Source organism: Janthinobacterium aestuarii, from assembly GCF_051380835.1.
Taxonomy (GTDB): Bacteria; Pseudomonadota; Gammaproteobacteria; order Burkholderiales; family Burkholderiaceae_D; genus Janthinobacterium; species Janthinobacterium aestuarii.
Genome location: NZ_JBNYXU010000008.1, coordinates 201,363 through 218,516, shown reverse-complemented (window position 1 = coordinate 218,516; position 17,154 = coordinate 201,363). Strand labels below are relative to the sequence as shown.

The following is a 17,154-nucleotide window of genomic DNA, read 5'->3' as shown; positions in this document are numbered from 1 at the left end:
GGGGGGGGGCGAACATGTTAAAATGGTCGCAAAACATGATTTAATTATTGTTTTACGATAATTTATTCTAACGACACTAGCCGCATTCGTATACTTTTAAATATGAAAAAAAATCAGACGGCGCCCGCAGCGCTGAGCCGGCGCGTGCGCTACGGCGTTTCGGGATTCTTTGTGCTGTACCTGCTGCTGACGGTGCTGGGCTGGCTGGCGCCCGCGCCGGCCGTGCGGGGAGCCGTCGGCGGCGCCGGCATGTATGAACTGTTGCTGCAATTGCAGAGCCAGCCATTCGAGCGCCTGGCCGCCATGCCCTTGTGGCAGCGGGGACTGGGCCTGGCGCTGGCCTTGCCGGCCTTGTGCGTTCTGGGCGACGCCGTGCGCCAGCTGGCCGCGGTCTTGCGCCAGTTCGAGCAGGGCGTGTTCTTTACGCCGCAGGTGGCGCGGCACTTTCGCCGTTTCGCCGGCGGCTTGCTGCTGGGAACTGTGTTGACTTTGCTGGAACCCACCGTGCGCGGCATGCTGTTCGGCTTGCTGGAAGAGGGGCCGGGCCAGTTGCGCCTGGTCATCGACATCACGGGCGGCGACCTGTGGACCTTGCTGCTGTGTTCCGTGTTCTTTGCGCTGGCGCAAATACTCCATGAAGGCCAGCGCCTGGCCGATGAAAACAGCGGGTTCATCTGATGGGTATCGTCGTGCGTCTCGACCTGGTACTGGCCAGGAAAAAAGTGAAATCGAAGGAACTGGCCGCCTTCATCGGCATCACGGAACAGAATTTGTCCCTCTTAAAATCGGGCAAGGTGCGCGGCGTGCGTTTCGATACCCTGTCGAAAATTTGCGAAATGCTCGAATGCCAGCCCGGCGACATCCTGGAATTCGATGCGTCGCAGCCGGACGACGGGGATGGCGGCAGTTAGCGGCACAGAGGGCGGTTTTTTTGAAGAGTAGGGTGCATAGAGGTACAATTGACCCTTACGAGCATTAATACTGCAAGATTATCCAGAAAACGCCCGCAACGGCCGTTTTGCACCAGCCGCTTGCCGGCAATATTGATTATTTAAAGGTTTTCCATGAGTCTCCAATGCGGTATCGTCGGCTTGCCGAACGTCGGCAAGTCCACCCTGTTCAATGCACTGACGAAAGCCGGCATCCCGGCTGAAAACTATCCGTTCTGCACCATCGAGCCGAACGTCGGCGTCGTCGAAGTGCCGGATCCGCGCATGGCTGCGCTGGCCGAGATCGTCAAGCCGGAACGCATGGTCAACGCCATCGTGGAATTCGTCGACATCGCCGGCCTGGTGGCAGGCGCATCGAAGGGCGAGGGTCTGGGCAACCAGTTCCTGTCGCACATCCGCGAAACGGACGCCATCGTCAACGTCGTGCGCTGCTTCGAAGATGACAACGTCATCCACGTGGCCGGCAAGATCAACCCGCTCGACGATATCGAAGTCATCCAGACCGAACTGGCGCTGGCCGACATGGGCACCGTGGAAAAAGCCATCCACCGCGAAAACAAGAAAGCCCGTTCCGGCGACAAGGACGCGGCCAAGCTGCTGGCCATCATGGAACGCATGATGCCTTACCTGAACGATGCCAAGCCCGTGCGCGCCATGGGCCTGGACGCGGACGAAATGGAACTGATCAAGCCGCTGTGCCTGATCACGGCCAAGCCGGCCATGTTCGTGGCCAACGTGTCCGATTCGGGCTTCACGGACAACCCGCTGCTGGATCAGCTGACGGCCTATGCGCAATCGCAAAACGCGCCTATCGTCGCCATCTGCGCCGCGCTGGAAGCGGAAATCGCCGATCTGGACGATGCCGACAAGGGCGCTTTCCTGGCTGACATGGGCATGGAAGAGCCAGGTCTGGACCGTCTGATCCGCGCCGGCTACAAGTTGCTGGGCCTGCAAACCTACTTCACGGCAGGCGTGAAGGAAGTGCGCGCGTGGACCGTCCCTGTGGGCGCCACGGCGCCGCAAGCGGCCGGCGTGATCCACACCGACTTCGAACGCGGCTTCATCCGCGCACAAACCATCGCCTATGACGACTTCATCGCCTACAAGGGCGAAGCTGGCGCCAAGGAAGCGGGCAAGATGCGCGCCGAAGGCAAGGAATACGTGGTCAAGGATGGCGACGTGCTGAACTTCCTGTTCAACGTCTAAAATCCCGACCCGCTCCCGTACGGAGTCACTACGAACCCTGCAAGTCATTGATTTGCAGGGTTTTTTATTGCCCGGATGGCCCAGCGGGCGCGTCATATGGTTGCGGCCGTCCTGTTTTTCACTATATAATGAGAATAATTCTCATTTATAATCCGATGCGCCTGTTCTTGCCGGCCGTTGGCGACAGGAAGGGTATCGTGAGCACCGCCGAGTTAGCGCTTCAGCAGCAAGTCAGCAGTCTGTACACCGACCACCATCACTGGCTGCGTGGCTTGCTGCGCCGTAAACTCGGCAATGCCTTCGATGCGGCCGACCTAGCGCATGACGTGTACCTGCACCTGATGAAGACGGGCAGGGTGCCGCCGGCCGGGGAGTCGCGCCGCCACCTGACGCAGATCGCCAATGGCATGGTCATCGACCTGTACCGCCGCCGCCAGATCGAGGCCGCCTACCTGGAAGTGCTGGCCCTGGTGCCTGAAGCGCTGGCGCCGTCCGAGGAAGAGCGCGCGCTGGTGATCGAGGCGCTGACGGAAATCGACGCGGTGCTGCACCAGCTGCCCGCCAAGGCACGCAAGGCCTTGTTGCTGTGCAAACTCGATGGCCTGAGCTACCGCGACATCGCCACCGAATTGCAGGTGTCCGTCTCGTCCGTCGAAAAATACATCGCCGCCGGTCTGCTGGCCTGCTACCAGGCCATGCACGCCCAAGGCGCCTGAACCATGGATGTGGTGATTGCACCGGCCATCGTGCAGCAGGCGGCCCAATGGATGGCGCGCCTGTGGTCCGATGATGCCAGCGACGAAGACCGGGCTGCCTGTGCCCGCTGGTGCGCCGCCCATCCGCACCACGCCATCGCCTGGCAGCGTTTGCAGGCGTTCGAGGGCAAGCTGCACAGCGTGCCGCGCGATGCGGCCCGGCATGTGCTGCGAGAACCGGCGCCAGCCGCTTACCTGAACCGCCGCCGTACCCTGAAACTGCTGGCCGTGCTGCTGCCCGTGGGCGGCATGGCCTACATGCTGCGCGGCACGGATGCCTGGCAAGTGGCCACGGCAGGGCATGGCACGGCCACGGGCGAGATCCGCGAGATTACCTTGCCGGATGGCACGCGCGTGATGCTCGCTTCCGCTTCCGCCATCGATGTGCGCTTCGATGCCAGCGAGCGCTTGCTGATACTGCGCAGCGGCGAAATCCTCGTCACGACGGCGCACGATCCCGATCCGGCCCAGCGGCCTTTCCGCGTGCAGGGCCGCCACGGCACGGTGCAGGCGCTGGGCACGCGTTTTACTTTACGCCAAGACGAATACACGTCGCGCGTGGCCGTCTTCGAGGGCGCCGTCGAGGTGCGCCTCGCGCATGCGCCGGGCCGTCCCGTGCGCATCGACACGGGCCAGGGCGCCGTCTACTCGGCCGACATCGTGCAGTCTGGCGCACCCGCGTCCGCCAGCGCCGCGGCCTGGACCAAAGGAGTGCTGGTGGCCGACAACATGCGCCTCGATGAGCTGCTTGCGGAACTGGCCCGCTACCGTCCCGGCCTGCTGCGCTGCGACCCGGCCGTGGCCAGCCTCACCGTCAACGGCGTGTTCTCCTTGCGCGACACGGACCGCGCGCTGCACAACCTGGCGCTGGCCTTGCCCGTGCAAATCGTTGCGCGCACGCGCTACTGGGTGACCGTCCAGGCCGCTGCCTGATAATTTCGCGGACCCGATTGAGGGTTTTGCATTCTCGTTCGGGATATAGGGTGAGAGCCACCCTTATCCATTGAACTTATGCACGCTTTTTCCCGTTTTTCCCATGAGTAGCCACAGCAGCCAGGCCGGCCCTATCAGCCGGATACTGCAGCCTATCCGCGGGCGCTTGATCGCCGCCGCCGTGCTGGCCGGCACGGGTTCCATGCTGACCCTGGTGCCGCTGGCCGGCATCGCGCACATCGCCAGCATCGCCCTGGCCCCTGCGGCCACGCAGCTTGGCATCTGGCCCACCATTCTCGCCAGCGTCGCCTGCCTGTTTGCCGGCATGGCCTTGATCACGCTGGGCGAGCTGGCCGCGCACCTGGCCGACAACCGCCTCACCCATCAATTGCGCCTGCAAGCCATGCAGCGCCTGGGGCAGGTGCCGCTGGGCTGGTTCACCAGCCGTGCCTCGGGGGAGGTCAAGCAGGCGATGCAGGACGATATCAATACCCTGCACAGCCTCACCGCGCACTTTTATACGACGACGGGACGCGCCGTGGGCGCCATCGCCATCTCCGTCATTTACTTGTTCGCCATGGACTGGCGCCTGGCCCTCGTCACCATCCTGCCATTTCCCGGCTTTTTCCTGTTCTTCGGCCGCGCCATGAAGGCTAGTGGCGGCAATATGGAGCAATTTGTCGCCGGCATGGGGCGCATTAACAATGCCGTGGTGGAATTCGTCAACGGCTTCCCCGTGGTCAAGGCGTTTGGTGCCACGGGACGTGCGCACGGCAGTTACCGCGCCGCCGTCGACGCTTTTGCCGAGGCGTTTGCCGCGTTTACGCGCCCCCTGGTTGGCTCTATGGCGAATGCCAATGCGCTGATCGCGCCCGTTGCCGTGCTGGGCGTGGTGGTGCTCGCCGGCACCGTGTTCGTGGCGCTGGAAGCGATGGCGCCCGTCGATATCCTGCCGTTCGCCCTGGTGGCGCCCGGCATTTCCGCACCGATGCTGTTGCTACACTACCTCACGCATGACCTCAACAATGCCACGGGCGCGGCCCGGCGCGTGCAAGCCTTGCTCGATACGCCCGTGCTGGCGCACCCGGCGCCAGGCCAGCAACAGTTACCAGTTGGTACCGAGATTCGCATGGAAGGCGTGGGCTATGCCTACGATGGGCAGAACAAGGTGCTGTCGGACATCACGCTGACTTTACTGCCCGGCACGGTGACGGCCATCGTCGGCGCTTCCGGTTCCGGCAAGTCGACGCTGGCGCGGCTGCTGCTGCGCTTTTTCGACCCGACAGAAGGGCGCATCACGCTCGGCGGCGTCGACCTGCGGCACATCGCCACGCCCGAGCTGTACCGGCGCATCGGTTTCGTGCTGCAGGAAGTGCGATTGATCCACGCCAGCGTGCGCGAGAACATCGCGCTGGGCCGCCCATCGGCCAGCACGCACGAGATCGAAGAGGCGGCGCGCCTGGCGAATATCCACGCGTGCATTCTGGCCTTGCCGCGCGGCTACGATTCCGTTATCGGCGAGGATGCGCAGCTGTCCGGCGGCGAGCTGCAGCGCGTCAGCATCGCCCGTGCCGTGCTGCTCGATCCATCCGTGCTGGTGCTCGACGAGGCGACGGCCGCGGCCGACGCGGAAAACGAAGTGGCGATCCAGGATGCGCTGTCGCGCTTCGCCCACGGCCGCACCCTGCTGGTGATTGCGCACCGGCTCGACACGGTCATGCATGCCGACAATATCGTCGTTGTCGAGAACGGCGCCATCGCCGAGCAGGGCAGCCATGCCGGCTTGCTCGCCCACCAGGGCCGCTATGCGCAACTATGGGCGCTGGGCGGCTATCAAGATTCCCGGGAAGATGCGGTGCTCCCATGCTGAAAACGTTTATTCAACTGCTGGGCGATGATGCGCCCGTGTTCCGCCGCTATTGCGCCATGGCGCTCGCGTATGGCGTGCTGAGCGGACTGACGATCACGGCGCTGGTATTGGCTCTGGGCCGGCTGCTGGCCGGCGATACGGGCGGCGCGGCCCTGTGGCTGATCGTGCTGCTGGCCGGGCTGGTCGCTTGCTGGGCCTGGCGGCGCCAGGTGGAGAAAGCGGGCGTGCGCGTGGGCGTGACGGTCTTGCAAGGGGCGCGCCAGCGCTTGGGAGACCACGTGGCGCGCCTGCCCGTCGGCTGGTTTACGCCGGAGAATACGGCGAAGCTGGGGCACGTCATCACGCAAGGCATGATGAATGTCGCGCAGCTGCCGGCCCACGTGCTCACGCCTGTGATTTGCGGCGCCGTCACGCCCGTGGTCTTGCTGGCCGCGCTGTTTGCGCTGCATTGGCAGCTGGGCGTGATCGCGCTGCTGGCGCTGCCCCTGCTGGCCGGCGCCTTGCGGCTCACGGCGCACTTGGGCCAGCGCGCCGACGACGCCTACCACCATCATTTTGCCCAGACCAGCCAGCGCCTTGTGGAGTTTGCGCAAGCGCAATCGGTGCTGCGCGCATTCGGTGGTGCAGCTGACGGCGGCACGCGTTTCCTGCAGCAAGCCATCGACACACAGCGCCACGCGGGCACGCGTCTCATTTACCTGTCGGCGCTGTCTTCGGTGCTGAACGCCTGGACCGTGCAAGCTATCTTCGCCGCCTTGCTGGCGGTTGCCGCGAGCCTGCTCGGTACGGTAGCGGTGGCAGACGCCATCACCGTCATCGTGGCATTGCTGCTGGTGGTGCGCTTTGTCGACCCGCTGCAGGAAGTGGCCAGCTATGGCGAAGTGCTGCGCGGCGCGCGCGGCCCGCTGGACGCTGCGCGCGATATTTTCGCCGTGCAGCCTCTGCCGGAAGCACACAAGCCGCAAGCGCCGCGCGATGCTTCGGTCGAATTGCGTGGCGTGCACTTCCGCTATGCGCCGGACCAGCCCGACGTCTTGACGGACATCAACCTACAGATTGCGCCGGGCAGCATGACGGCACTGATCGGCGCTTCCGGCTCCGGCAAGACGACCCTGGTACGCCTGATTGCGCGCTTCTTTGACGCCAGTGCAGGCACGGTGCTGGTGGGTGGTGTCGATGTGCGCGACATGTCCAGCGAGCAATTGGCCGGCCAGATCAGCCAGATCTTCCAGGACAGTTATCTGTTCCAGGGCAGCATCGGCGACAACATCCGCATCGGCAAACCGGAGGCGACCGATGCCGAGGTGCTGGAAGCGGCGCGCCAGGCTGGCGTGGCCGAGATCATCGCCCGCTTGCCGCAGGGGCTCGATACCCTGGTGGGCGAGGGCGGCGCGCGCCTGTCCGGCGGCGAACGCCAGCGCATCGCCATCGCGCGCGCGCTGGTCAAGGATGCACCGATTCTGCTGGTCGACGAGGCGACGGCCGCGCTCGACGCGGAAAACCAGGCCGCCATCGCCGAAGCGCTGGCGCGGCTGCGCGGCAAGCGCATGCTGATCGTCATCGCGCACCAGCTGTCGACGGTGGCCATGGCCGACCAGATTGTCGTGCTCGATGGCGGCACCCTGGGCGAGCAGGGTGCGCCAGCCATCTTGCGCGCGCAGGGAGGCCTGTATGCGCACTTCCTGGCACAGCGCCAGGCAGCCAAGGGCTGGCGCATCGCCGCGCCTGCGCTCCCGGCTGGAACGGAGTCCGGCATTTGACACACGCGCGTCTGCTTTTCCTTTTCGTGCTGCTGTGCTGCGCCTCCTTGCTGGTCGGCGCCAGGCAGATGGAGTGGGCACAACTGTTGTCATCGTCCGGCGCGCTGTCTGCCGATGCTTGGCTGACCCTGACGGCCAGCCGGCTGCCCCGTTTGGCGGCGCTGGTGCTGACGGGCGTGGGCCTGTCCGTGTGCGGCGTCATCCTGCAGCACATCGTGCGCAACAAATTCGTCGAGCCGGCCACGTCGGGCGGCCTCGACGCGGCCAAGCTGGGCATCCTCGTTGCGCTGACCGTGGCGCCGGTAGCGGGCACGGCCGGCAAGATGGCGTTCGCGCTGGCCTTCTGCCTGGCCGCCAGCGTACTGTACGTGGCCCTGATCCGCCGCATCCGCTTCAAGAACACGATTCTGGTGCCCGTGATCGGCCTCGTGTATGGCGGCGTGCTCAGCGCCGTGGCCGAGTTTTATGCCTACCGCAACAACATCCTGCAAAGCATGCAGGGCTGGCTGCTCGGCGATTTTTCGCGCATCGTGCAGGGCAACTATGAAATCATTTATCTGATCTTGCCCATCGTTGCCCTCACGTATTTGTACGCGCAGCGTTTTACCGTGCTGGGCATGGGCGAGGGCATGGCTACCAGCCTGGGTTTGAATTATGCGGGCACGGTGGCGCTGGGCCTGATGCTGGTGGCCGTCACGGTAGCGGCCACGGTGATCACGGTGGGGGCCATTCCGTTCGTCGGACTGGCCATCCCGAATCTGGTGGCCTTGCGCTATGGCGACAGGCTGGAGCGCACCCTGCCCATCGTCGCCCTGTGCGGTGCCTCGCTGCTGCTGGCCTGCGACATCGCCGGGCGATTGCTGATCTATCCATTCGAGGTGCCGATCGGCCTGACGGCCGGTGGCGTGGGCGGCCTGCTGTTCCTCATCTTGATCATCCGGGGGCAGCGATGAGGCGCAGTTTGAACCAGCGGACGCTGTGGCTGGCCGTGTTTGCTTTAGCCGTGGTTTTCCTCTTCCTCGGCGCCAATCTCGACTTCGCTTACGTCATCCCCAAGCGCCTGTCGCGGCTGGCCGCCATCGCCATCGGCGGCGTCTGCGTAGCCGTGTCGTCGATTGTTTTCCAGACCATCGCCGGCAACCGGATACTGACGCCGGCCATCATGGGTTATGAAGCCGTGTACCTGCTGCTGCAATCGCTGCTGATCCTCGCGATGGGCATGCACAGCGTGGTGCTGCTGGGACAGAACGGCAATTTTGTCGTGTCGATTGCGCTGATGCTCGCGTATTCCTGGGCCATCCACTATTGGCTGTTTCGTGATGGCAAGAACAACGTGTATTTTCTGCTGCTGCTGGGTTTTGTGCTGACGATGGTGATCGGCACGTTTACCCAGTTCATCCAGCTGCGCATCAGCCCCGGTGAATTTGCCATCTTGCAAGGCTTCAGCCAGGCTTCGTTCAACAAGGCGCAGCCGTTGCAATTGCTGTACTCGGCACTGCTGGCAGGCGCCGCCTGCGTGGCTGTCGTGAAAACTTTGCCGGCGCTCGACGTGCTGGCGCTGGGGCGCGAACAGGCGATCTCGCTCGGCATCGATTACCGGCGCATGGTGCGGCGGCAGCTGGCGCTGATCGCCGTGCTGGTGGCCGTGTCGACCAGTCTGCTGGGCCCCACGGCCTTCATGGGTATCTTTGTGGCGAACACAACGTACGCCCTGGCCCGCACGGGGCGTCACCGCGCCACTTTGCCGCTGGGCTGCGCCATCGCCATCGTCATCTTCCTGGCCGCCCAACTGCTGGTCGAGCACGTTTTCAACTACCGGACCACGGTTGGCATCCTCGTCAACCTCGTATGTGGCGCGTATTTCCTCGCGCTTATGGTCCGCACCCGGGGTACCGCATGATCCACGTCAACCATATTGAAAAAAGCTACGGCGCCAAGCGTGTACTGGACAACGTCAGCGTGCAGTTTCCCAAGGGGAAAGTGACATCCTTGATCGGCCCGAATGGCGCCGGCAAGACCACCTTGCTGATGCTCATCGCGTGCTTGCAGGAAGCGGATGGCGGCGAGATTGCGATAGACGGGCGCAGCATCGCGGCCATCAAGATCCAGGACTATGCGAAACTAGTGGCCACCCTGCGCCAGTCACCCGATTTTCATTTGCGCCTGACGGTGGAAGAGCTGGTCGCCTTCGGCCGCTTTCCCTACAGCCGGGGTAACTTGACGCGGCAGGACCAGCAAGCCATCGACGAGGCCATCGCCTTTTTGTCGCTGGACAATCTGCGCCTTGCCAACGTCGATGAGCTGAGCGGCGGCCAGCGCCAGATGGCCTTCCTGGCGATGACGATCGCCCAGCAGACCGATATTTTGCTGCTCGACGAGCCGCTCAACAATCTCGACATGCAACACGCCGTGCAGATCATGCGCGCGTTGCGCCGCCTGTGCGACGAGCAGGGCCGCACCGTGATCCTGGTGATCCACGACATCAATTTCGCCGCCAATTATTCCGACCACATCGTTGCCATGCAGGGTGGCGCCGTGCGCTTTTCCGGCCCTGCCGACGAGGTCGTCACCGAGGCACGCTTGCGGGCGCTGTACGGCATCGATTTTCACATCGTGCGCAATGAGCGCGGCTGCGTCTGCAATTACTTTACCCCCACAGGAGCTTGAGATGATCTGGAACAAATCCCGCTGCGCGCTGGCCGTGCTGCTCGCCGCCATGGCCGCCCTGCAAGGCTGCACCGACAAGGTGGCCACGGCGCCGCCTGCGCCTGCCGCTTCCGCGTCGGAGCAGGCATTTACTCCCGTCACCGTTGTGCACAAGCTGGGCACGACGGTGATCAAACATCGTCCCCAGCGCGTGGCCGTGCTCGACATGAACGAAGTCGATTTCCTCGACCAGTTGGGCGTGCCGGTGGCCGGCATGGTGAAGGATTACGTGCCGCATTTCCTCACGCGCTACAAGGACGACGCGAACATCCGCGACCTGGGCGCCATCGTGCAACCCAATCTCGAGCATATCCACGCGCTCCAGCCCGATCTGGTGCTGATGACGTCGATCCAGGCCAACCATTACAAGGAACTGAGCCAGATCGCGCCCACCTTGCATTTCGACGTGGATTACCAGAACAGCGAAAGCAAGCATATCGAGGTGGTCAAGCAGCACTTGCTGACGCTGGGACGGATCTTCGGCAAGGAAGACCTCGCCAACCGGAAAGCGCAGGAGCTTGACGCCAAGATGGCGGACGCGCGCAAGGTGACCCAGGACCGTCCCGAGAAAGCGCTCATCGTGCTGCACAACAATGGCGCCTTCAGCTCATTTGGCGTGCAGTCGCGCTACGGTTTTGTCTTTGATGCGCTGGGCGTGAAACCCGCCAGTTCGGCCATCGAAGCGGGCTTGCATGGCCAGCCCATTTCCAGCGAATTCATCCAGCAAGCCAACCCCGACATCATCTATGTTGTCGATCGTACGGCCGTGATGGAACACCGTCCCGTTATGACGACCGAACAGATGGCCAATCCGCTGCTGCGCCAGACCAAGGCCTGGAAGAACGGCCGCGTCGTCTTCGTCGATGCGGACGCCTGGTACATCACGGCGGCCAGCGTGACGTCGCTGAAACGGGTGATCGACGACGTGCTCAAAGGTTATCAATAATATTTTCGTAATGATTCGTATTTATTTAGATTGAGGGTTTTGCCTTTTCGTTCGGGAGATAGGGTGAGAACAAGCAATCATCCCATCTGAAAGGATTTACTGTATGAGACACCGCCTGGCAACGCGCCACCTTCCCGCCTTGAATCTGAGCCGCATCGCCACCGCCGTGCAACTGGCGCTCATCACGGGCTTGACCGTGGGGGCGCTGGGCGTGGCGGCCCCGTCAGCCTACGCGCAAGCGGGGACGGGCCCGGCCCGGCAAGCGTTTAGCGTGCCGGCCGGTGCGCTGGGATCAGCGCTCAACATTTTCGCCGCCGAGGCGGGCGTGGAATTGACGGTCGAGGCTAGCCTGCTGCAAGGCAAGAACAGCGCTGGCCTGTCCGGCAGCTACAGCGTGCCCGAGGGTTTTTACGAATTGCTGCGCGGCCACGGCTTGCAAGCCGTGCGCGAGGGCAATGGCAGCTATACGGTACGCCGCGAAGCGGCGCACAGCGCCGCCGCCGAGGCCGCCGCGACCATGCCGGCCGTGACGGTGTGGGGCAAGGGCAACACGGTGACGGATGCTTATGCCGGTGGGCAAGTAGCGTCCGGCGGCCGCGTGGGATTCCTGGGCGACAAGGATTTCATGGAAACCCCGTTCAACACCATCAGCTATACGGATAAATTCATCGAAGACCGGCAGGCGCGCGACATCACCGATGTGATTTCCGCCACCGATCCCACCGTCTTCAGCAGCGGCATGACGGGCATCATCGGCGAGAACTATTCGATACGGGGCTTCAGCTCGAATATCGGCGACGTCGCGTTTGGCGGCCTGTACGGCATCTCGCCCTACTACCGCACCTCGCCTGAAATGTTCGAGCGCATCGAGGTGCTGAAGGGACCGTCGGCATTGCTCAATGGCATGCCACCGGGCGGCTCGGTAGGCGGCAGCATCAACCTCGTGCCCAAGCGCGCGGGTGATACGCCGCTGGCGCGCGTGACGGCGTCGTATATGTCGGACGCGCAATGGGGCGGCCATGTGGACCTGGGGCAGCGGTTCGGCGAGCATAAACAGTTCGGCATCCGCGTCAACGGCGTCTACCGCGATGGCGACGGCGCCATCGATCATCAGAAAAAGAAGACCAAGCTCGTTTCCGTGGGCCTGGACTGGCGTGGCAACGGTGCCCGCCTGTCCGCCGACCTGTACCACAGCGAGGACCGCGCCGATGGCTTGAACCGGGGCGTCAACCTGGCCCCCGGCTTGCCCGTGCCGCGTCCGCCGAAAGCGGAAACCTTATTGAATCCCAACTGGGCGTTCTACGATACCAAGGACAAGGGCGCCATGCTGCGCGGCGAGCTGGACCTGAACGGGCAAATGATGGCGTATGCCGCCGTGGGCGCCAGCCGGGCCGACTACCAGTCGACGGGCGCGTACCTGATCCAGGTGTTCAACACGGCTGGCGACTACCGCACCAATCTTGCCGACCTGGGTTTTGATGTGGAAAAGCAGTCGGCGGAAGCGGGCTTGCGGGGCAAGCTGCGCACGGGCGATATCGGCCATCAATGGGCCGTCAACGCCACGTATTATCACCACACGGACAAGCAGTACGGGCGCAGAAATACCCTGGCAAAAGACTGGATCACGAATATCTATAACCCCGTCTGGGGGCCGGCGACGCGCTTCGAGGCACCGCAAATTTCCAAGGCGGAACTCCGCCTGGCCAGTATCGGCCTGGTCGACACGCTTTCTTTTGCGCAAGACAAGGTGCAGCTGACGGTAGGCTTGCGCCGCCAGGAAGTGCTCAGCGATAACTTCAACATCAAGACGGGCGCGCGCACCTCGCGCTATGACGAAGGCGCCACCACGCCGGCCGTCGCCCTGCTGGTCAAGGCGAGCCAGACGATTTCCCTGTATGGCAATTACATCGAAGGCTTGAGCCAGGGCGCCACGGCGCCGTTGACCGCGGCCAACTCGGGCGAGGTCTTTGCGCCGTACAAGTCGAAGCAGGCGGAGCTTGGCTTCAAGGTCGACCTGGGCGAGTTCGCGCATACGGTCAGCATGTATGAAATCAAGCGGCCCAGCAGCTATGTCGATCCCGTCAGCAATATCTTTTCCTTTGGCGGCGAACAGCGCAACCGCGGCCTCGACTGGGGCTTCTTCGGTTCGCCCCTGCGCGACGTGCGCCTGATGGGCGGCGTGGCGTATGTCGACCCGGTCTTGAGCAAGACGCCGGGCGGCGCCAACCAGGGCAAGCAGGCAACGGGCGTGCCCAAGCTGCAAGCCAAGCTCGGTGTCGAATGGGATACACCGGCCATCCCCGGCGTGACCCTGACGGCGAATGCGACGGTGGCATCGAAGCAATACATCAATGCCGACAATTCGATGTCCGTGCCGGGCCGTACCGTGTTTGATCTGGGCGCCCGCTATGCGACGAAGGCGGCGGGCCGGCCGTTGACCGTGCGCGCCAGCGTGACGAACGTCGGCAACAAGGCGTATTGGGCACTGCCGCAATGGACCAGCCTGGGCCTGGGCGCGCCGCGCACGGTCATGCTGTCGGCCACGACGGAGTTTTAAGCCGTCTTGCCGTTACTCGTCCGCACCCCGCGCCAGGCTGTCCGAGCGCCGCCACGTCCACATCAGTCCGATGCCGGCCGAGGTGCCGCTGTTCCGGCGCAGCAGGGGGCTGGCGCGGTTGGCTGCGCCTGTGTAGCTGTCGTAGCGCAGAAAGGCAAAGGCGCGCCAGTCCCGGTGCAGCCGGTACGAACCGCCCAGACCCAGCCGCGTGAGCATCAGCCCGCTTTTTGCCGCATACGCTGGCCGCTGAGCGGTGGAAAACGCGGGGCTGACGCCATAAAAATAATCATTGATGGCGGCATTGCCCAGTACGGCGCCCAGGCTGGCGTCCACATGCCATGCCTGCTGCTCGCCTTGCAGTCCATACACGAAACGCGGCTCGAACGTGGCGCCCTTGCGGCGCAGGCCGCCACGCGCTTCGATGACGGCGCGCAACGGCAGTTCCAGGCCCAGGCGGCTGTGCTGCGTCGGCTCGGCCAGCTTGATTTTCAGGCGCGGGCCAAATTCCACCAAGGTGCCCAGGTCGGGCATGCCGCGCCGGGCCGGCACGTCGCTGGAGCGGGCCGGCAAGGACAGGGCAAAACCGATATCGAAGTCGAGGCGGTCCGTATCGAGCAGGCGCGCGCCCACGCCCGAGCGGTCGGCGCGCAACACTTTCCCGCGATAAACCAGATAGGGCAGGGCCAGGCTGCGCGTCGAGCGTTCGCTGGCGCCGGGATAGGCGGGCGTGACGGCTGTGCCGCCAAATACGCCCGCTTCCCATAATGGGAGCGGTGCTTCGGCGGCTTGCGCCGGCGCCATGGCGGCGAAGAAGGCGCAGGCGGCCAGCAAGGTGCGGGCGGTGTTCATCGAAGGACTGTGCAAGGTTTGCCGGCCTGTAGCGACTCCAGCGCCTTGTCGCTGAGGGCGCTCGATGTACGGGTCTGCTTTGCCAGCGCGATGGCGCGGCGGAAATGAAAGGCGGCCGCGTCGTCGCGGCAGGCGGCGCTGGCGGCGCGCCCGGCCTCGTGGTGCAACCGCGCCTGCCAAGCGAGATCGCCATGGCCCAGTTCGGCATTGCCGGCGGCGTCCGCGTAGTTGCGCATGGCTTGCGCCCAGTCGCCCTGGCTGGCCGCTTCCCGCGCGTACTGCTCCTGCTGCGCCGCCGTGCGCAGTTCGATTTGCGTGGCGCAGGCGCCCAGCGCCATCAGGACGAACGGCAGGACGAGGCAAGACCGGAAGGACAGGAGTGTGGACATGGCGCCACTGTAGCGCATGGGAAGGGGCGCACGTTTGCGCTGAACGCGTGAATCGGGGCTTTTTTGTAGCACTGATGACATATAATTTGCACACGACTTTGTTATCTTTGACACATCACCGAACAGGAGCACCATGTTTTCACGTAAATTTCATTCTTGTGCACAGCTGATGCTGGCTACCTTGCTGATGGGCTTTGTCGCGGCCTCGCCTGCGCGTGCGCAGCAAGCGGCCGTCAAATTGCCGAACGTGGTGATCCTGGCAACGGGCGGCACCATCGCCGGCAGCGGCGCCGACAGCACCACCACCGTCGGCTACACCTCGGCCACCGTGGGCGTCGAACGCCTGATCGCGGCCGTGCCGGAACTGAAGAAAGTGGCAAACGTAAAAGGCGAGCAAGTGTTTCAGATCGCCAGTGAAAGCATGGGCAACAGCCACTGGCTGACCCTGGCCAAGCGCATCAACGTGCTGCTGGCCTCGAACGATGTCGATGGCGTGGTCGTCACGCACGGCACCGACACCATCGAGGAAACCGCGTATTTCCTGAACCTGACCGTGAAAAGCCACAAGCCGGTCGTGGTGGTGGGCGCCATGCGTCCATCGACGGCCATCTCGGCTGACGGACCGATCAACCTGTACAACGCCGTGTTGCTGGCCGGTAGCAAGGAAGCCGTGGGCAAGGGCGTCCTGGTGGCCTTGAACGACCAGATCAACGCCGCGCGCGAAGTGAGCAAAACCAACACCTCGACGACGGATACCTTCAAGTCGCCGGAACTGGGCATGCTTGGCTACATCCAGGGCAGCAAGCCTTTCTTCTACCGCCAGTCGACGCGCAAGCACACGCTGGAATCGGAATTTGACATCAGCAAGCTCGATGTTCTGCCGCAAGTGGACATCGTTTACGGTTACGCCAACATGAACCGTGTCGGCATGGACGCCTTCATCGCCGCTGGCGCCAAGGGCATCATCCACGCTGGCGTGGGCGATGGCAGCGTGGCCGCGCAAATGAAGCCGGCTCTGGTGGAAGCGCGCCAGAAGGGTGTGCTGATCGTGCGTTCGAGCCGAGTCGGCCAGGGCATCGTGGCGCGCAATGGCGAAGCCAATGACGACGAACTCGATAGTGTCGTCTCCGACACCCTGAACCCGCAAAAAGCCCGCATCCTGCTGATGCTGGCCCTGACCAAAACGAATAGCACACAAGAAATCCAGCGTATTTTCTACACGTATTGATCATTTCCGCGCCAAGCCAGCCTCATCGGCTGGACTTGGCTGATTTACGCTTGCCCGCTTTGCTGCCATACTTCGCTTCTGAATAATTTCCTGACAGAAGCAGCAACACTGTCTCCGGTTCATGGCCATCCTGTCCGACATCATTCTGTATCCCATCAAATCGTGCGCTGGCATCCATTTGCGCGAGGCGGTCCTGACGCGTTCAGGGCTGATGAGCGAGCACGTGTTCGACCGCGAATGGATGGTGGTCGATGAGCAGGGTCGCTTTCTGACCCAGCGCGAGCATCCGCGCATGGCGCTGATCGTGCCGTCCATCAAGGCCACCACCCTGGAATTGCGCGCACCGGGCATGCTGCGCCTGGAAATCGAGCTGGGCTTGCCGCATCCGCAACTGGCGCCCATGCTCGACGTGCAGGTGTGGGACGATTGCGTGCGCGCCTACGATTGCGACGACGTCACGGCCACCTGGTTTTCCAACGCCATCGGCGTGCCGTGCCGCCTGGCGCGTTTTCACCCGGACGTGGTGCGCGCCACCAGCACCAAATGGACCGATGGCGTGGCCGCCTCGACCATGTTTGCCGATGGCTACCCGGTGCTGATCGCCGGCGCCGCTTCGCTGGCCGACGTGAATGACAAGCTGCGCGCCGCCGGCCGCGAAGCGCTGCCGATGAACCGCTTCCGCCCCAACCTCGTCATCGGCGATATCGGCGCCTTCGAGGAAGACTACGCCGACTTCCTGCAATTCGGCGCGACTACATTGAAACCCGTCAAGCCGTGCTCGCGCTGCCCGATTCCGTCGGTGGACCAGGCCACGGGCGTGCCCGGACCCGACCCGCTCGACGTCATGCATGGCTATCGCGCCAAGCCCGAGCTCGACGGCGCCATCTGCTTCGGCATGAACGCCATCGTCACCGAAGGCGGCGATGAGCGTATCGTGGTGGGGCAGGACATCGGTTTCGAACTGGCATTTTAAGCATGGCGCCCGCATACAAGGGTTTAAGGTTT

General features: G+C 63.7%; 16 protein-coding genes. 14 read left to right on the top strand and 2 right to left on the bottom strand.

The window, feature by feature from the left end; genetic code table 11:
• Positions 1 to 102 precede the first annotated feature (102 nt).
• The 12 genes from ACQ4WO_RS21150 to ACQ4WO_RS21095 all read left to right on the top strand — a co-directional run bounded on the left by ACQ4WO_RS21150 (position 103) and on the right by ACQ4WO_RS21095 (position 13,683).
• Complete coding sequence (locus ACQ4WO_RS21150) at positions 103 to 678, top strand: hypothetical protein (protein WP_436483137.1); 576 nt, start codon at positions 103 to 105, stop codon at positions 676 to 678.
• A complete protein-coding gene (locus ACQ4WO_RS21145) occupies positions 678 to 911 on the top strand; it encodes a helix-turn-helix domain-containing protein (RefSeq protein ID WP_034753279.1) in 234 nt (77 codons plus the stop codon). The genes ACQ4WO_RS21150 and ACQ4WO_RS21145 overlap by 1 nt, the downstream gene beginning before the upstream one ends.
• 153 nt (positions 912 to 1,064) lie before the next feature.
• On the top strand, positions 1,065 to 2,156 hold the full coding sequence (ychF, locus tag ACQ4WO_RS21140; protein ID WP_436483135.1) for a redox-regulated ATPase YchF: 1,092 nt from the start codon (positions 1,065 to 1,067) through the stop codon (positions 2,154 to 2,156).
• A 197-nt stretch (positions 2,157 to 2,353) separates the two neighbouring features.
• Positions 2,354 to 2,872, top strand: a complete 519-nt coding sequence (locus ACQ4WO_RS21135; protein WP_072457695.1) for a sigma-70 family RNA polymerase sigma factor — start codon at positions 2,354 to 2,356, stop codon at positions 2,870 to 2,872.
• A gap of 3 nt (positions 2,873 to 2,875) precedes the next feature.
• On the top strand, positions 2,876 to 3,844 hold the full coding sequence (locus tag ACQ4WO_RS21130; RefSeq protein ID WP_436483133.1) for a FecR domain-containing protein: 969 nt from the start codon (positions 2,876 to 2,878) through the stop codon (positions 3,842 to 3,844).
• A gap of 103 nt (positions 3,845 to 3,947) precedes the next feature.
• A complete protein-coding gene (locus ACQ4WO_RS21125; RefSeq protein ID WP_436483132.1) occupies positions 3,948 to 5,714 on the top strand; it encodes an ABC transporter ATP-binding protein in 1,767 nt (588 codons plus the stop codon).
• Entirely contained in the window at positions 5,708 to 7,474 is a 1,767-nt protein-coding gene (locus tag ACQ4WO_RS21120) for an ABC transporter ATP-binding protein (RefSeq protein ID WP_436483130.1), read from the top strand. Before ACQ4WO_RS21125 ends, ACQ4WO_RS21120 begins: the two co-directional genes overlap by 7 nt.
• A complete protein-coding gene (locus ACQ4WO_RS21115; protein WP_436483128.1) occupies positions 7,471 to 8,427 on the top strand; it encodes an ABC transporter permease in 957 nt (318 codons plus the stop codon). Before ACQ4WO_RS21120 ends, ACQ4WO_RS21115 begins: the two co-directional genes overlap by 4 nt.
• Positions 8,424 to 9,374 carry an iron chelate uptake ABC transporter family permease subunit gene (locus ACQ4WO_RS21110; protein WP_436483126.1) on the top strand — a complete coding sequence of 317 codons (951 nt, stop codon included), beginning with the start codon at positions 8,424 to 8,426 and terminating at the stop codon, positions 9,372 to 9,374. Before ACQ4WO_RS21115 ends, ACQ4WO_RS21110 begins: the two co-directional genes overlap by 4 nt.
• A complete protein-coding gene (locus tag ACQ4WO_RS21105; RefSeq protein WP_436483125.1) occupies positions 9,371 to 10,141 on the top strand; it encodes an iron ABC transporter ATP-binding protein in 771 nt (256 codons plus the stop codon). The genes ACQ4WO_RS21110 and ACQ4WO_RS21105 overlap by 4 nt, the downstream gene beginning before the upstream one ends.
• A 1-nt stretch (position 10,142) precedes the next feature.
• Positions 10,143 to 11,126 carry a siderophore ABC transporter substrate-binding protein gene (locus ACQ4WO_RS21100; protein ID WP_436483123.1) on the top strand — a complete coding sequence of 328 codons (984 nt, stop codon included), beginning with the start codon at positions 10,143 to 10,145 and terminating at the stop codon, positions 11,124 to 11,126.
• A 103-nt stretch (positions 11,127 to 11,229) separates the two neighbouring features.
• Positions 11,230 to 13,683: a TonB-dependent siderophore receptor gene (locus tag ACQ4WO_RS21095; protein WP_436483121.1), complete on the top strand. Its 2,454-nt coding sequence runs from the start codon at positions 11,230 to 11,232 to the stop codon at positions 13,681 to 13,683.
• A gap of 12 nt (positions 13,684 to 13,695) precedes the next feature.
• On the opposite strand, the gene ACQ4WO_RS21090 is transcribed toward ACQ4WO_RS21095, so the two are convergent.
• Both ACQ4WO_RS21090 and ACQ4WO_RS21085 read right to left on the bottom strand, forming a co-directional pair.
• Complete coding sequence (locus ACQ4WO_RS21090) at positions 13,696 to 14,532, bottom strand: MipA/OmpV family protein (protein WP_436483120.1); 837 nt, start codon at positions 14,530 to 14,532, stop codon at positions 13,696 to 13,698.
• A complete protein-coding gene (locus ACQ4WO_RS21085) occupies positions 14,529 to 14,921 on the bottom strand; it encodes a hypothetical protein (RefSeq protein ID WP_436483118.1) in 393 nt (130 codons plus the stop codon). The genes ACQ4WO_RS21090 and ACQ4WO_RS21085 overlap by 4 nt, the downstream gene beginning before the upstream one ends.
• 133 nt (positions 14,922 to 15,054) lie before the next feature.
• On the opposite strand from ACQ4WO_RS21085, the gene ACQ4WO_RS21080 reads away from it, so the two are divergent.
• The gene (locus ACQ4WO_RS21080; protein WP_139092215.1) at positions 15,055 to 16,149 is read left to right on the top strand and encodes a type II asparaginase; all 1,095 of its coding nucleotides are present in this window, start codon (positions 15,055 to 15,057) and stop codon (positions 16,147 to 16,149) included.
• 121 nt (positions 16,150 to 16,270) lie between these two features.
• The gene (locus tag ACQ4WO_RS21075; protein ID WP_436483116.1) at positions 16,271 to 17,122 is read left to right on the top strand and encodes an MOSC domain-containing protein; all 852 of its coding nucleotides are present in this window, start codon (positions 16,271 to 16,273) and stop codon (positions 17,120 to 17,122) included.
• Positions 17,123 to 17,154 lie beyond the last annotated feature (32 nt).

Excerpts from the sequence above, each read along its gene's own strand:
- ychF (WP_436483135.1), top strand. The coding sequence starts at position 1,065 with ATGAGTCTCCAATGCGGTATCGTCGGCTTGCCGAACGTCGGCAAGTCC.
- ACQ4WO_RS21145 (WP_034753279.1), top strand. The coding sequence starts at position 678 with ATGGGTATCGTCGTGCGTCTCGACCTGGTACTGGCCAGGAAAAAAGTG.
- ACQ4WO_RS21105 (WP_436483125.1), top strand. The coding sequence starts at position 9,371 with ATGATCCACGTCAACCATATTGAAAAAAGCTACGGCGCCAAGCGTGTA.
- ACQ4WO_RS21095 (WP_436483121.1), top strand. The coding sequence starts at position 11,230 with ATGAGACACCGCCTGGCAACGCGCCACCTTCCCGCCTTGAATCTGAGC.
- ACQ4WO_RS21150 (WP_436483137.1), top strand. The coding sequence starts at position 103 with ATGAAAAAAAATCAGACGGCGCCCGCAGCGCTGAGCCGGCGCGTGCGC.
- ACQ4WO_RS21125 (WP_436483132.1), top strand. The coding sequence starts at position 3,948 with ATGAGTAGCCACAGCAGCCAGGCCGGCCCTATCAGCCGGATACTGCAG.
- ACQ4WO_RS21075 (WP_436483116.1), top strand. The coding sequence starts at position 16,271 with ATGGCCATCCTGTCCGACATCATTCTGTATCCCATCAAATCGTGCGCT.
- ACQ4WO_RS21090 (WP_436483120.1), bottom strand. The coding sequence starts at position 14,532 with ATGAACACCGCCCGCACCTTGCTGGCCGCCTGCGCCTTCTTCGCCGCC.
- ACQ4WO_RS21110 (WP_436483126.1), top strand. The coding sequence starts at position 8,424 with ATGAGGCGCAGTTTGAACCAGCGGACGCTGTGGCTGGCCGTGTTTGCT.
- ACQ4WO_RS21085 (WP_436483118.1), bottom strand. The coding sequence starts at position 14,921 with ATGTCCACACTCCTGTCCTTCCGGTCTTGCCTCGTCCTGCCGTTCGTC.
- ACQ4WO_RS21100 (WP_436483123.1), top strand. The coding sequence starts at position 10,143 with ATGATCTGGAACAAATCCCGCTGCGCGCTGGCCGTGCTGCTCGCCGCC.
- ACQ4WO_RS21120 (WP_436483130.1), top strand. The coding sequence starts at position 5,708 with ATGCTGAAAACGTTTATTCAACTGCTGGGCGATGATGCGCCCGTGTTC.
- ACQ4WO_RS21130 (WP_436483133.1), top strand. The coding sequence starts at position 2,876 with ATGGATGTGGTGATTGCACCGGCCATCGTGCAGCAGGCGGCCCAATGG.
- ACQ4WO_RS21080 (WP_139092215.1), top strand. The coding sequence starts at position 15,055 with ATGTTTTCACGTAAATTTCATTCTTGTGCACAGCTGATGCTGGCTACC.